This is a genomic window from Rhizobium sp. R693 (assembly GCF_002211315.1).
GTDB lineage: Bacteria > Pseudomonadota > Alphaproteobacteria > Rhizobiales > Rhizobiaceae > Rhizobium.
Genome location: NZ_LOKY01000011.1, coordinates 62,322 through 77,072, shown reverse-complemented (window position 1 = coordinate 77,072; position 14,751 = coordinate 62,322). Strand labels below are relative to the sequence as shown.

The following is a 14,751-nucleotide window of genomic DNA, read 5'->3' as shown; positions in this document are numbered from 1 at the left end:
ATCTCCATGACGGATGCAGAGACGATCATCATCGGAGCCGGACCGGCGGGATTGGCCTGCGCCGCGGCGCTGCACGTACGGGGCCGCTCGTTTCTGGTGCTCGAGAAGGGCGATACGTTGGCAGCGTCCTGGCATCACCACTACGACCGCCTTCGTCTGCACACCCACAAGATGCACTCAGCGCTGCCGGGAATGCCGATGCCGCGACGGTTTCCAAGGTACCCGTCGCGGCTGCAGGTCATCGAGTATCTCGAAACCTACAGCTCGTCGAACGACATCGAGGTCAGATTTGGCGTGCTCGCGACGGCGATCCGAAAGCACAAGACGTGGACCGTGGAGAGTTCCGACGGAACATTCGAGGCAAGCAATATCATCATGGCGACCGGCCTCGCGAACGCGCCGATACGGCCGACCTGGGAAGGGCAGGGGCGGTTTGCCGGCAAGCTTCTGCACTCCTCGGAGTTCAGGAATGCTGGGGAGCTTGCGGCCGAGCGCGTCCTCGTTGTCGGTTTTGGCAACTCGGCCGGCGAGATCGCGCTTGAATGCGCCGAGGCCGGCTTCGATGTCGCGATGTCCGTGCGCGGCCCGGTCAATGTCGTGCCGCTCGAGCTGTTCGGACTGACGAGCGCCAGCATCGCCATCGCTGAGCAGTTCCTTCCCTATCGCCTGGTCGATGCTGTGAACGCGCTGATCCTCAGCCTGCGGTTCGGCGATCTCGGGAAATTTGGGCTGAAGCGGGCAAAAGACGGGCCACTGGCCGGTATCATCGAACGGGGCCGCACGCCTCTGATCAATATCGGAACGATCGAGCGCATCCGGTCGGGGGATATCAAGGTGTTCCCCGCAATCTCGACGTCAGAGGAGTGGCGCGTGCATTTCGTCGACGGCCGATCCGCGATCTTCGACGCGATCGTCCTGGCGACCGGTTGCCGGCCCGGGCTCGAGGCGCTTCTGCCCGATTTCCCACAGCGATTTGGCGACGCCGACGGCCCTGGCCGCGGCGTGCTGCAGCCGGCGAATGACGGCCTTTACTTTTGCGGCTTCACCGCCGTGCCGACCGGCCTGCTCCGGGAAATAGGCCGTGAGGCGGAGAAGATTGCCGCATCGATCGCCGGCAGATGAGGCGTTGCACACCGCCCGTTCCGAGCGCCGACGTCGCGTTGCGGAGCCTGTGACGGTTGAACCAGCCCTTCAGGTGAGTGTCAGACGTGCTGCCTACACGAAGCGCGGGCTGCAACGGAAAGGCTGATTTGATGAACAGGTACGCATGGTACGCTCTCGCCGCATCTGCCGCGGTCGCAATTGCTTCGCCATCATGGGCGGCGACGACCGTGAAGGTCACCGAAGGTGGCGAGGGCGGAGGGCCGATGACGCTGACGCTGGACCAGACCACGATCAAGGCGGGCGAAACGATCTTCGCCGTTCACAACGACGCGATGACCGAGGAGCACGAGATGGTGCTCGTCAAGCTGAAATCTCCCGACCAGAAGATCCCGGTGATTGCTTCCAGACATCGGGTCGACGAAAAGCAGCTCAAGAGCATCGGCGAAGTCTCGGACCTTAAGCCGGGTGCAGACGGGCAGTTGAAAGCGAAACTCGCCCCCGGCGCCTATCTGCTGCTATGCAATATCAAAGGGCATTACGAAGCTGGCATGCAGGCCGGCCTGACGGTTACCAGATAGCTGTCAGCGGAGACCGAAAGCCAGCCGAAAGCACCGGCTGGCTTTTGCTTGAGAGTGCCCGGGGCGGATTAAGCCGCCGCCTTCTCCTTCGTATAAGGATCAAAACGGCCATAGAAGGTCTCGCCCTTGGCGGCCATGTCCTTCAGCAGTGCCGTCGGCTTGAAGTGTGCGCCGTAGGTTGCCGCAAGCTTCTCGCAGAGCCCCACGAAGGTCTTCACGCCCATGCCGTCGATGTAGGAGAGTACGCCGCCGGTGTAGGGGGCGAAGCCGAAGCCGAGGATGGAGCCGACGTCGGCCTCGCGCGGATCGGTAACGATGCCTTCCTCGATGGTACGCGCCGCCTCCAGCGCGATAGTGGCGAGGAAACGTTGCTTCAGAACTTCGACATCGACCTCCTCCGCCTTCTTCTGCGGGTAGAAGGTCTTCAGGTCCGGCCAAAGCGACTTCTTGGCCGGTTTCGCTGGATAATCGTAGAAGCCCTTGCCATTCTTGCGGCCGCGACGGTCGAGCTCGTCGACCATCTTGTTGATCAGCGCCATGTGCTTCGGATCGACGGCGGCCTCGCCGAGATCGGCGACGGTGGCCTTGAGGATCTTCTGCGACAGATCGATCGCCACCTCGTCATTGAGGGATAGCGGTCCAACCGGCATGCCGGCCATCTTGGCGGCATTCTCGATCATCGCGGGCGGGACGCCCTCGATCAGCATATCATAGGCTTCGTGGATGTAGCGGAAGACGCAGCGGTTGACGAAGAAGCCACGCGTGTCGTTGACAACGATCGGCGTCTTCCTGATCGCGGCGACATAATCGAGCGCGACGGCCAGCGCCTTGTCGCCGGTCTGCTTGCCGAGAATGACCTCCGTCAGCATCATCTTCTCGACCGGCGAGAAGAAATGCACGCCGATGAAATCGGCCGGGCGCTTGGAGTTCTTAGCAAGACCCGTGATCGGCAGCGTCGAGGTGTTGGAGGCGAAGATGGCGCCTTCAGGCAACACGGCCTCAACGGCCTCGATGACGGCCTTCTTGACCTCACGATCCTCGAACACGGCCTCGATGACGAGATCGGCATCGGCAAGGTCGGCATAATCAGCGGAGGGGATGATGCGCGAGAGTAGTGCTGCACCCTCATCTTGCGTAAGGCGGCCCTTACCGATTGAGTCCTTCACCAAGCCTTCGCCGACGCCCTTGCCCTTGGTTGCGGCCTCGATGTCACGGTCAACAAGGGTGACGGGGATGCCGGCGGCGGCGGTTACATAGGCGATCGAGGCTCCCATGAAACCGGCGCCGACGACACCCACTTTCTTCAACTCCGCTTTTGGGACTCCGGCGGGGCGGCGGGCCCCTTTGCCGAGCTCCTGCATGGAGATGAAGAGCGAACGGATCATCGAGAAGGCTTCGCTGGTCTGCAGGATCTCGGTGAAGTAGCGCTGTTCGATCTTGAGGCCGGTGTCGAAGGGCACCTGCAGGCCTTCATAGACGCATTTGAGGATGGCGAGGGCTGCCGGATAGTTGCCTGATGTCTCGCGGCGCAGGATCGCCGGTGCGGCCGGCCAGAGCTGCGCTGCCGCCGGCGTCCAGATGCCGCCGCCGGGCGCCTTGAAGCCCTTCTCGTCCCAGGGGGCGACAGGCTTCAGTCCGTCCTTGATCATCTGTTTGGCGGCAGGGATCAGCTGATCCGGCTCGACGACCTGATGCACGAGGTTCATCGCCTTGGCGCGCGCTGCCGTCAGCGATTGGCCCGTCGTCATCATCTGCAGGGCAGACTGGGCATCCGCCAGGCGCGAGACGCGCTGCGTGCCGCCGGCGCCGGGGAAAATGCCGACCTTGACCTCGGGCAGTGCCATCTTCACCGACTTGGCATTCGAGGCGACGCGACCGTGGCAGGCGAGCGACATTTCGAAGGCGCCGCCCATGCAGGTGCCGTTGATCGCCGAGACCCAGGGTTTGCCCGAGGTTTCGATCTTGCGGAACAGGCCGGTCATGCGGCCGACGAGATCGAACAGCTTCTGGGCGGCGCCATCAGGGTTGGTGGCCTTCTCGTGCTGGTAGAGCGAGAACATCGACTTGATCATCGAGAGATCCGCGCCGCCGGAAAAGCTCGACTTGCCCGAGGTGATGACCGCGCCCTTGACGGCGCCATCCGCAACCACGGCGTCGACGATGGCATTCAACTCGTCCATCACCTCCTCGGTGAAGACGTTCATGGACTTGCCGGGCATGTCCCAAGTGACAAGCGCGATGCCGTCTGCGTCTGTTTCGACGGTGAAGTTCTTGTAGGTCATCGTCTCTCTCCCTTAGACGCGTTCGATTACCGTTGCCGTGCCCATGCCGGCGCCGATGCAGAGCGTGACGAGCGCGGTGTTCAGGTCGCGCCGCTCCAGTTCGTCCAGCACCGTGCCCAGGATCATCGCACCGGTGGCGCCGAGCGGGTGGCCCATGGCGATTGCGCCGCCATTGACGTTGATCTTGTCGTGCGGGACCTCGAAGGCCTGCATGAAGCGCAGCACGACGGCGGCAAAGGCCTCGTTGAGTTCGAAGAGATCGATGTCGGCAAGCGTCATGCCCGTGCGCTTCAGCAGTTTCTCGGTAACGTCGACCGGGCCGGTCAGCATCAGCGCCGGGTCGGAGCCGATGTTGGCGAAGGCCTTGATGCGGCCGCGGGGCTTCACGCCCATGCTCTCGCCGCCGGCCTTGGAGCCGAGCAGCACGGCGGCCGCGCCATCGACGATGCCGGAGGAATTGCCGGCGTGGTGGACATAGTTGAGGCGCTCTACTTCCGGATGGGCCTGGATGGCGACGGCTTCGAAGCCGCCCATCTCGCCCGGCATCTGGAAGGAGGGGTTGAGCGCCGCCAGGGCCTGCATGTCTGTACCCGGGCGCATATGCTCGTCATGGGCGAGGATAACAAGGCCGTTCTGGTCTTTCACCGGGATGACGGAATTCTTGAAGTAGCCCTTCTCCCAGGCATTTGCCGCGCGCTTCTGGCTCTCGACAGCATAGGCGTCGACGTCGTCGCGCGAGAAGCCGTACTTGGTGGCGATCAGGTCGGCCGATACGCCTTGCGGCATGAAGTAGGCAGGGAAGTTCACCGACGGGTCCATGAACCATGCGCCGCCGGACATGCCGAGGCCGACGCGCGACATGCTTTCGACGCCGCCTGCGATGACGATGTCATCGGCACCCTGGGCGATCTTCGCCGCGCCGAAATTCACCGCGTCGAGACCGGAGGCGCAAAAGCGGGAGATCTGCATGCCGGGCGCCTTGGTGGAGTAGCCTGCCTCGAAGGCGGCACCGCGTGGGATCACCGCGCCTGCTTCCATGACAGGGTCGACGCAGCCCATGACGATGTCGTCAACCGTTGCCGTATCAAGCCCGTTGCGATCGCGGATCGCCTCCAGCGTCTTTGCTGCCAGCCGCACCGACGGCACCTCGTGCAGCGAGCCATCCTTCTTGCCCCGGCCGCGTGGCGTACGCACGTGGTCGTAAATGAAAACCTCGGTCATTCCTCTATCTCCCTATCGGCGCGGGCGCCGTTGAACTCAAAAGGCCTCGGCGGCCAAGGTCATCATCGTTTCCGCGCCGGTCTCGATCCGGGCCTTGCGCAGCGCCGTTTCCGGCATGATCCGCTCCATGAAGAAACGGGCGGTGATCAGCTTGTTGCGAAGGAACGCCTCGCGCTCCGCCTCTCCTGCCGCAAGGCCGTCCTCGGCAGCCTTCGCCATCTTCGCCCACATATAGCCGAGTACGACAAGGCCGAAGAGGTGCATGTAGTCGGTCGAGCCGGCGCCGGCATTGTCAGGCTTGGCCATGGCGTGCTGCATGAACCACATGGTCGCCGCCTGCACGTCGTTCAAGCCCTTCTTCAGGTTCTTGGTGAAGAAGGTCATCTGCTCGTCGTTGCGCTTCTCTTCGCAGAAATCACCGATCTCCTTGAACAGCGCCATGACGGCGCGGCCACCGTTCTGTGCAAGCTTGCGGCCAACGAGATCGAGCGCCTGAATGCCGTTGGCGCCTTCGTAGATCATGGCGATGCGCGCATCGCGCACATACTGGCTCATGCCGTGCTCTTCGATGTAGCCGTGGCCGCCGAAGACCTGCTGGGCCATGACGGCGTGGTCGAAGCCCTTGTCGGTCAGGACGCCCTTGAGGATTGGGGTGACGAGGCCGAGAATGTCGTCGGCCGTCTGGCGCTCCTTCTCGTCCGCCGAACGGTGGGCGATATCGGATTTCAGCGCCGTCCATAGCAGGAAGGCGCGGCCGGCCTCGTTGAAGGCGCGGATCGTCATCAGCGAGCGGCGGATGTCGGGATGCACGATGATCGGATCGGCTTGTCTGTCCGGCGCCTTCGGGCCTGACAGAGAACGGCCCTGGATGCGCTCGCGGGCGTAGTTGACGGCGTTCTGGTAGGCGATCTCGGAGATTGCCAGTCCCTGCAGGCCGACGCTGAGACGCGCCTCGTTCATCATCACGAACATGGCACTGAGGCCCCTGTTCTCAGCGCCGATGAGGAAGCCGGTCGCCCCGTCATAATTCATGACGCAGGTGGCATTGCCGTGAATGCCCATCTTGTGCTCGATCGCACCGCAGGAGACCTGGTTGCGCTCGCCAACCGTGCCATCCGCCGTGACGAGATATTTCGGCACGATGAACAACGAAATGCCCTTGGTGCCCTCGGGTGCACCCTCGATGCGGGCCAGTACGAGATGCACGATGTTGTCCGTCATGTCGTGCTCACCGGCGGAGATGAAGATCTTCTGGCCGGAGATCTTGTAGCTGCCGTCACCTTGAGGCACCGCCTTGGTGCGCAGGAGGCCGAGATCGGTGCCGCAATGCGGCTCGGTGAGGTTCATGGTGCCGGACCATTCGCCGGAGACCATCTTCGGCAGGTAAGTCTGCTTCTGCTCGTCCGATCCATGAACGAGGATAGCCGCGATCGCACCCTGGGTCAGCCCGGGATACATCATCAGCGACATGTTGGCGGCGGAGGTATATTCGCCGACGGCGGCATGCAGCGCATAGGGAAGACCCTGGCCGCCGAATTCCTCGGGAACGGCAAGCCCGATCCAGCCGCCCTGGCAATAGGCGTCATAGCCGCCCTTGAAACCATTAGGCACGGAGACCGAACCATCGTCGTGGCGTACGCAGCCTTCCTGATCGCCGGAATAGTTGAGCGGGAAGAGCGCTTCCTCGGCAACCTTCGCGGCCTCGCCGAGGATCGCCTCGATCATGTCAGGCGTCGCGTCGGCAAACCCCGGGAGATTATTGTAGCGTTCCAGGCCGAGCACGTCGTTCAGCACGAAGAGCGTGTCGTTAACCGGGGCCTTGTAGACTGGCATCGTTCGAATTCCTCCAATTCGGCACGCCGGACGAAACCGGCATTTGAGAGTCTCTTACAAAATATTGACGTTTGCGTAAACGTCAAATGTTGATGTCGCGCGAATTTGTGAAAATGATCCGCGCCGTTGTCGGAAAGAGCCGGGCCGGAACGTCCTCGAACTGTCGAACATTTCGTCAGAGCAGCAATGAGGAGGACAATCCATGCTTAAGGTGACGTCGAATCTCTGGTTCGAGAAGGATGTCCAGGAAGCCGTCGAATTCTATGTGGCGACGATTCCAAATTCGTCGAGGGGCCGCACGACCGTCCTTCCGGCCGAGACACCTAGCGGCCCTCCGGGCAGCGTCATCATCACCGAGTTCAAGCTCGGGAGCCAAGATTTCGTGGCCATGCAAGCCGGTCCGCTCGATGCCTTCAACCACGCCTTCTCAATCTCGGTACAGTGCGAGACGCAGGCGGAGATCGACAGGATCTGGAACGCCTTCCTTGACAACGGCGCGGCGGAGGAGCAGTGCGGCTGGCTGCGGGATCGCTGGGGCCTTTGCTGGCAGATCGTTCCGCGTGCGCTGATCGAGATGGTTGCCGATCCCGACCGGGAGCGCGCAAAGCGGGTTACCGAAGTCATGCTCGGCATGATCAAGCTCGATATCGCGCAACTGGAGCAGGCCTATCGGTAAGAGGCGGCGGCGACTATGGCCGTAGTGGGCCACGTCGGCTCACTGGGAATTCCTGGGAGCCGCTTCGGCCATGTGGTCGAGAATGGCTCCCTGGGGTTAAAGGCGCCGTGGCCTGCGGGCGAAGTGATCGCCTAGCGTATCACGGGCTCTCCGTGATAGCGGCGTTTCGACGGTTTCGATACTCCAAATCCGGCTTCCATCATCAGGCGCGGCGTGTGCTTCGCCAGGGTTCCCATGTGGAAGCCGAAGGGGTCTTCGACAAAACCGGTACCGGCTTTCCCGGTCAGCGTGACGGCATTCTCTTCGCCGTAAAAGCCCAGGACCTCTTCCGATGGATGCCCGACGAGCAGCGTCAACTGGTGTTTCATGCGACGTCGGTTGTGGCTGCCCCGGACGTAGACATGCGGCACAGCATCGGCGTCCACATCCGACAGATAGAAGAAGAATTTCAGCATTCGCCAATCATCGAGATCGAAATGGAACTTGAACGATGCCCGGCTTAGATCGGCTTCCGAAGCGGTCTTGGTCGGAAAGCTCCACCAGGTACGGGTTGTGATCAGCTTCGTTTCGCCGCCAAGACAATGCTTTGCCACGTTCAGAAGCAGCGGGTCCTTCTGCACGGCAAGCGCTGCCTCGCATCTTACAATCCGATCGAAATGATGGCCGCTCAATATCGTGCGCCCGAAGCGCTGCTCGGCTTCGGCATGCTCGCTGGCTAGAAATTCGATTCTCCGGTCGAAGTTGCCGAAGCACGGTGTCTCGTTGGCGAAGCGCGCAATTTCCTCTTGAACTGCTGTGGGGAGTGTCAGACCGGAAAAGATACCGGTTCTTCTCAGTTCCGCCGCGACGTCCGCCGCTTTTATCTCGCCGAACATCGACGGAGCATCGTCCACCACCGGTGGAACACGTTTGGCGGTGAGTGTGCCCGACGAAACGGTATCATTCGGGCGAAAAGGAACATCGGCAACCAGGTGGGGTTTTCCCTCAGATCCGTTTCAAATAGGTCGGAACGCGGGCGGCCATACGTCTAAAGGTCCCACCTGTGCGCGCTATGGTTTCCAGGTCTTTTGAGCTCGGCGTATCAAGCATCTAACATCCTTCTCGCGAAGATGGCTTCTTATGGCGTTTCCCCCCTGACGCTGGTCCAGACTAGACAGCTCACCGCAATGATGCAATGCAATATGAGGCCGTGTATATTCTAGAATAATTGATGTATCCCTTATTCTGGCAGTCATTGGTCCATGTCGAGTGCGGTGAAGCATTTGCACTGCGTCGGGCGAGTGTTGCGCTGGCCATCCGATAGTTCTTCCCGACGGCGCGTTATCTTGTCGCAGTGAATGGCCACCGCGGGGGAGGCCGAATCCTCCTCACAGCGCCCGCTACCGGTTGCTTCTGCGGCGGGACCGGCTACATTTCACAGGCAGACCGATGAAAGAGCTTGGAGGAGCGATTTTATGAGACGGATATGGCCGGAGGAGTTCAATTCCATTCTCGACGGAGCCGAGGAAGTCACGCTGGAACTGCCGGCGGTGGAGCACGAGGACGGCTCGCGCAGCGAAGCGGTCAGCCGCAAGGCACTGAAAGTCCGCATTTCAATGGATGACTATGAACGCATCTGGCCGCTCGCCGAGATGCGCTACCGTCTCGACGGCAAGATGGCCGGCAAGGCGATCACGCTGATCACCACCAGTCCGCACTATCATCGCTGGCACCCCGCCGATGGCGGCAGCGTCGACAATGTTTCCGACAGCGGCCGACACTACACGACGAAATATGTCGTCGTGCATTTCCTGCTCGACGATGTAAGGGAAACGGCGGCCGCCTGAGCCGCCACTAAAATCACGCGGCGTCCAGCGCCTGCTGCAGATCGGCGACGAGATCGTCCGGATGCTCGATGCCGATCGATAGGCGGATGGTTGATTCCAGGACGCCGATCCGTTGGCGAACGTCGGCCGGCACGCCGGAATGGGTCATCGTTGCCGGGTGGCTGGCAAGCGATTCCGTACCGCCCAGGCTGACCGCCAGCTTGAAGATCTGCAGGGCGTTCAGGAACTTGAAGGATGCGGGCTGGCCGCCTTTGATGTCGAAGGAGAAGGTCGATCCGGCGCCGCTGCACTGCGCCGCGAAGACGCGCCCGACTGGCGAATTGGCATCGTGATAGGGCAGGTAGTGAATCCCCTCGACCTTCGGGTGCTCGCGCAGGAAGTCGGCGACCACGCGGGCGTTGCTATCGGCTCGCTCCATGCGGATCTGCAGCGTTTCCAACGAACGGCCCAGCATCCAGCACGAATGCGGGTCAAGCTGCGTGCCGATGGCACCGCGCAGCGCCTTGACCTGCTTCATCACGGCCTTCGAGCCGAGTGCCGCACCGGCGATCAGATCCGAATGGCCGCCGACATACTTGGTCAGCGAATAGAGCGAGATATCGGCGCCGTGTTCGATCGGCCGCTGGAAGACGGGGCCAAGCAGCGTGTTGTCGCAAGCGATAATTGGCGTATGGCCCTGCTTCCGGCCGATCGCGTCGGCGACACGGCGGATCATTACGACGTCGACGAGGCTATTCGTCGGATTGGCTGGCGTCTCGACGAGGATGACAGACACGCGGCCCTTTGCCATGGCGTCTTCCGCAGCCGCCTGCACCGATGCCTCGCTGACGCCGTCTGCAAAGCCGACAGCCGCAACGCCGAGATTGAGAAACGTCCTTGCCAGCAGGGTTTCCGTTCCACCATAGAGCGGCTGGGAGTGGAGCACCGCATCACCAGGACGAACGAAGGCCAAGAGGGTCGTGGCGATCGCCGACATGCCGGACGAGAAGAGGGCGCAGCTTTCGGTACGCTCATAGACGGCAAGCCGGTCCTCGACGATCTCGCTGTTGGGATGATTGAAACGCGAATAGACGAGACCCGCACCCTTGCCGGCCGGTGGCTCCTTGCGGCCGGATACGTAGTCGAAGAAATCCCGGCCATCCTCGGCGGATTTGAAGACGAATGTCGACGTCAGGAATACCGGCGGCTTCACCGCCCCTTCCGACAGTTCCGGGTCGTAGCCATAATTCAGCATCTGCGTCTCGGGATGCAGCGCATGATTGCCGATATGAGTCTTGGAAGGGTGCGGTGCGGTCATTGTCGTCTCCTCGAGAGATGCCGTGATGCTCGCAAATTATATCAGAACGCGCGGGCTGTTCTTGCTATTTGCCGCGTCGCCATGCTCTCTTGAGCAACTTAGTGCGGAGAATGGCGAATTGTGACGCAGAAAATTGCTGACGATATGGACCGGAAGATCCTGAAAGAACTGATGGTCGATGCCCGCCTTCCGAACAACGAGCTTGCGGAACGCGTTGGGCTTTCCGCATCGGCCTGCCTGCGTCGCCTACGCCGGCTTGAGGACGCGGAGATTATCAAGGGCTACACCACGCTCGTCGATCCTGCCATCGACGGCTGGACGATGACGGCGCTGGCCTCCATTCGCCTCAGCCGCCAGCACGAGGACGAGATCGAGATGTTCGAGAGCGCCGTGCGCGAGTGGGACGAGGTACTCGAATGCCATCTGGTGACCGGGTCGCGCGACTACGTGCTGAAGGTGATGAGTTCGGGCCTCGAAGACTACGAGCGGTTCATCAAGGAAAAGATCGCCCGCCTGAAATGCGTCGATACGATCGAGACGAGCTTCGTGATGAATACGATCAAGGCGCGGCGGGTGTAGCCCCCGCGGCCCGGGCCGCTTTAAGATGCTAAACCGCAGCCGCCCCAGTCGACTTGTCACCATTCGCGCCTCTATTTCATTGGACCCGGATGCAGCGGGAATCGCTGACTGGGTACCCGCAGCAGAGGCATGTTTCAACACAAACATTGCAGCGCGGGCTGCAGGTGGGGATCGGGCTGCCGTCACTGCCTTTGGGGTTGTGGACCCAAAGGCAAGGCTCGACCTGGCTTCGCCCTCATGGTATATTAGAAACTTCTAATTGTGCGAGTTGTGCGAGAAATCCGGTTGCAACGCTTGAGGGGGCTACCGAGATACCGATCGTTCGCAGTTTGCTTGCATGTGCGGGCTTCCTAGCTCTTGGTTGTGCCTCAGGATGGGCTCAACAGGTCACCGGTACTCCAGGTTCGCCCGAAGCCACCGCCACGATCACCGGAAAACAACTTCCACCGCCCGATCCGAATTTCGGCGGTGTGCGCCGAAAGGCGCCCCAATGTGCTCCTGATCATGACGGACGACCAGGGTTTCGGTGCTCCGAGTACCTTTGGCGGTGTCATTCCTACGCCTGCGATGGATCGTATCGCCAAGCAGGGGCTGCGCTTCACCAATTTCCACTCCACGTCGCTCTGCTCGCCGACGCGGGCTGCCCTGATCACCGGGCGCAACCATCATTCGGTCGGCTTCGGCGTCATCGGCGAATTAGCGACAGGGTATCCAGGGTACGATTCGATCATCCCCATCGAAAAGGGCACGATCCTCAAGGAGAATGGATACGCTACCTCATGGTTCGGCAAGGACCACAGCACGCCGTACTATCAATCAAGCCAGGCTGGGCCGTTCAATCAGTGGCCGAACTGCATGGGCTTCGATTACTTCTATGGCCTCGTCGGCGGCGATGCCAGTCAGTGGCAGCCGAACCTCTTCCGCAACACAACCGCCATCTACCCCTTCGAAGGAAATCCCGGCTGGAACATGGAGACGGCAATGGCCGACGAGGCCATCGGCTACATCAAACAGCTCAAGGAGGTTGCTCCTGGCAAGCCCTGGCTCGTCTATTACGTGCCTGGTGCCACCCATGCGCCACACCACCCGACGCCGGAATGGATCAAGAAGATCGGCGACATGCACCTGTTCGACGACGACTGGAACAAGCTGCGCGAGACGATTTTCGGGACGGAATTCACCTATCCCGGGGGGTTGACCGGCGTGCCGGCCAGCGCCGCCCCTGATATCCTGAACAAGTCCTATACGATCACCGCCGACATCGAGATTCCCGAAGGCGGCGCGGATGGCATGATCGTCACGCAGGGCGGGCGCTTCGGCGGCTACGGTCTGTTCCTCAGCAGGGGGGACTTCGGCGTCGGCAGAGGCCGGGTCGTGTACCTCTACAACCTCCTCGACCTCAAGCGCACGATGTGGGAGGGGCCGGAACTCGAGGCCGGCAAGCACACCGTCGTCTTCGACTACAAAACGGCCGGCACCGAACTTGGTACGGGTGGCACGGGCGTCCTCTCCGTCGACGGAAAGCAAGTGGCCACGAACTCCCTGGAGCACGGCATTCCGGTGACCTGCCCCGAGGACGAAACTTTTGACATCGGCCAGGGCACCCGCACCAGCGTGGCGCTGCTGGAGTATCGCTACGACACGCCGTTCAAGTTCACAGGCAAGATCGACAAGCTGACCTTCAAGCTAGGGAGGAGCAACCAATGAGCCTCAAGCACGCCATCAGCACCATAGCTGTAGCCGCGACACCCGGCGTTCTCATATCGTCGACGGCTTTGGCCGAAAATGCCATTGCCGCGCCCGGCGACGAAGTCCATCGGCACCGCCACGGGCCTGCGGCTACTATCTGCTGCCTCCGTGCTAGTGCTGCAGTGTCGTCTTGACCCGAGGTCCGAGAGGAGGATCGGCGTGATGAACAGGGCGCTGGCTGTCGCGGCCATCGGTGAAATCGTGACTGGCCTCGCGTTGGTGGCCATTCCCGCGCTCGTCGGTGAGTTATTGCTTGGGGAGGCGCTGGTGGGCGTGGCGGCGGCCGCCGCGCGCGTTGCAGGCCTCGCGCTGATCGGACTGGGGATCGCCTGCTGGCGGAGTCGGCCCCTCGAAGGCATGCTGTTCTACAGCGCGCTCGTGGCACTATATCTCGCCTATCTCGGCCTCGCCCATGGGCTGACGGGCGTCCTGCTTTGGCCAGCAGTCGTCCTGCATTTTGTCCTGTCGATCCTGCTCGCACGCGCTTGGCGTGGCGGCGCGATCGAGTGAGTGTCGGCGGATCATGCAAGCGAGCAGCACACGCGCTTACCCGCAATTGGCTTCATATGCTGGTTCGCCTGGTATCCGCAGGCAAACACGACGGGTATTCTGAGCCGCAGGTTTCGGCGACAACGACCGGAGGACAGCCATGACCGAGTTTCCTTACAGTTCCGCTCTCATCGTCGGCGCAGGCCCGGGGCTCAGCGCCTCGCTTACGCGTCAGTTGAGCGAGCGCGGCGTCAAGGTTGCGCTGGCGGCGCGCAACACCGACAAGCTGAGCAAACTCGCCGGCGAAACCGGCGCGTTGACCTTTGCCGCGGATGCCGCGCAGCCAGCTTCCGTCGCCGCACTCTTTGACGACGTCGCGGCTGCGATCGGTGATCCCGATGTCGTCATCTATAACGCCAGTGGCCGCCTGCGCGGTCCTTTGGCGGAACTCGATCCAGCCGCCGTGGAACAGGCAATCGCCATCAGCGCCTACGGGGGCTTCCTGGTCAGCCAGCAGGCCGCAAGGCGCATGCTTCCGCATGGGCGCGGCGCGATCCTGTTTACCGGGGCGACGGCGAGCATCAAGGGATATGCCCAGTCGGCCGCGTTCGCCATGGGCAAGTTTGCGCTTCGCGGTCTTGCCCAGAGCGCTGCCCGTGAGCTCGGGCCAAAGGGCATTCACGTCGCCCATTTCATCATCGACGGTGGAATCCGTTCGGAGATGCGCCGGGAAGACCCGACCAAGCCGGATGCGACGCTCGATCCTGACGCCATCGCGCAGACCTATATCAATGTGCTCCTGCAACACCGGAGCGCCTGGTCGCAGGAAATCGAGGTGCGGCCGTGGACGGAATCCTTCTGATATCCGCCTAACATGCCGCTGGACGCGCGCGGAGCGCTTGCGGCCCGTTTCAGCACGGAAACGGCTGAAAATACTGAAAAGTTAAAAAAATCTCACGCCGATTAACGGGTTGTTTACCACGTTTCATGAAAGGTGCTGTCTGAGCATTGGCGACTTGCATTCCTTTTTTCAGTCTCGCGTTTCATGGAATGCCGCTACGCCGCACAGGTTGAGGAAAGTCTAATTGATTATCCCTTCATGAACGGTGCTCACGTC

Annotated in this window: 11 protein-coding genes and 2 pseudogenes; 8 read left to right on the top strand and 5 right to left on the bottom strand. The window is 61.7% G+C overall.

What is annotated here, in order from left to right; translation table 11 throughout:
- The first annotated feature begins 6 nt into the window (after positions 1–6).
- Both ATY79_RS11670 and ATY79_RS11665 read left to right on the top strand, forming a co-directional pair.
- Positions 7–1,122, top strand: a complete 1,116-nt coding sequence (locus ATY79_RS11670) for an NAD(P)/FAD-dependent oxidoreductase (RefSeq protein ID WP_088691303.1) — start codon at positions 7–9, stop codon at positions 1,120–1,122.
- Between the two features lie 131 nt (positions 1,123–1,253).
- The gene (locus ATY79_RS11665) at positions 1,254–1,682 is read left to right on the top strand and encodes a plastocyanin/azurin family copper-binding protein (RefSeq protein WP_088691304.1); all 429 of its coding nucleotides are present in this window, start codon (positions 1,254–1,256) and stop codon (positions 1,680–1,682) included.
- Positions 1,683–1,750: 68 nt separating this feature from the next.
- Here the strand turns inward: ATY79_RS11665 and ATY79_RS11660 are convergent, their stop codons facing one another.
- Genes ATY79_RS11660 through ATY79_RS11650 form a run of 3 tightly spaced genes read right to left on the bottom strand, consistent with a single transcriptional unit; the run spans position 1,751 to position 7,018 of the window.
- On the bottom strand, positions 1,751–3,964 hold the full coding sequence (locus ATY79_RS11660; RefSeq protein WP_088703963.1) for a 3-hydroxyacyl-CoA dehydrogenase NAD-binding domain-containing protein: 2,214 nt from the start codon (positions 3,962–3,964) through the stop codon (positions 1,751–1,753).
- A 12-nt stretch (positions 3,965–3,976) separates the two neighbouring features.
- Entirely contained in the window at positions 3,977–5,185 is a 1,209-nt protein-coding gene (locus ATY79_RS11655; RefSeq protein ID WP_088691306.1) for an acetyl-CoA C-acetyltransferase, read from the bottom strand.
- A gap of 36 nt (positions 5,186–5,221) precedes the next feature.
- Complete coding sequence (locus ATY79_RS11650; RefSeq protein ID WP_088703962.1) at positions 5,222–7,018, bottom strand: acyl-CoA dehydrogenase C-terminal domain-containing protein; 1,797 nt, start codon at positions 7,016–7,018, stop codon at positions 5,222–5,224.
- Between the two features lie 202 nt (positions 7,019–7,220).
- On the opposite strand from ATY79_RS11650, the gene ATY79_RS11645 reads away from it, so the two are divergent.
- Positions 7,221–7,694: a VOC family protein gene (locus ATY79_RS11645; RefSeq protein ID WP_088691308.1), complete on the top strand. Its 474-nt coding sequence runs from the start codon at positions 7,221–7,223 to the stop codon at positions 7,692–7,694.
- A gap of 131 nt (positions 7,695–7,825) precedes the next feature.
- Here ATY79_RS11645 and ATY79_RS11640 read toward each other — a convergent pair.
- Positions 7,826–8,783: pseudogene (locus ATY79_RS11640) on the bottom strand (hypothetical protein).
- Between the two features lie 365 nt (positions 8,784–9,148).
- On the opposite strand from ATY79_RS11640, the gene ATY79_RS11635 reads away from it, so the two are divergent.
- Positions 9,149–9,520 carry a hypothetical protein gene (locus tag ATY79_RS11635; protein ID WP_088703961.1) on the top strand — a complete coding sequence of 124 codons (372 nt, stop codon included), beginning with the start codon at positions 9,149–9,151 and terminating at the stop codon, positions 9,518–9,520.
- Positions 9,521–9,533: 13 nt separating this feature from the next.
- Here ATY79_RS11635 and ATY79_RS11630 read toward each other — a convergent pair whose 3' ends face one another.
- Complete coding sequence (locus ATY79_RS11630) at positions 9,534–10,817, bottom strand: cystathionine gamma-synthase family protein (RefSeq protein ID WP_088691310.1); 1,284 nt, start codon at positions 10,815–10,817, stop codon at positions 9,534–9,536.
- Positions 10,818–10,937: 120 nt separating this feature from the next.
- Between ATY79_RS11630 and ATY79_RS11625 the strand changes: the two genes are divergently transcribed.
- The 4 genes and pseudogenes from ATY79_RS11625 to ATY79_RS11610 all read left to right on the top strand — a co-directional run bounded on the left by ATY79_RS11625 (position 10,938) and on the right by ATY79_RS11610 (position 14,496).
- A complete protein-coding gene (locus ATY79_RS11625; protein ID WP_088691311.1) occupies positions 10,938–11,396 on the top strand; it encodes an Lrp/AsnC family transcriptional regulator in 459 nt (152 codons plus the stop codon).
- A gap of 311 nt (positions 11,397–11,707) precedes the next feature.
- Positions 11,708–13,103, top strand: a pseudogene (locus ATY79_RS11620) (sulfatase-like hydrolase/transferase).
- Positions 13,104–13,307: 204 nt separating this feature from the next.
- Complete coding sequence (locus tag ATY79_RS11615; RefSeq protein ID WP_088691501.1) at positions 13,308–13,655, top strand: hypothetical protein; 348 nt, start codon at positions 13,308–13,310, stop codon at positions 13,653–13,655.
- Positions 13,656–13,794: 139 nt separating this feature from the next.
- Positions 13,795–14,496 (top strand): SDR family NAD(P)-dependent oxidoreductase, encoded by a 702-nt coding sequence (locus ATY79_RS11610; protein WP_088703960.1) that lies wholly within the window; start codon positions 13,795–13,797, stop codon positions 14,494–14,496.
- The last annotated feature ends 255 nt before the right edge of the window (positions 14,497–14,751 follow it).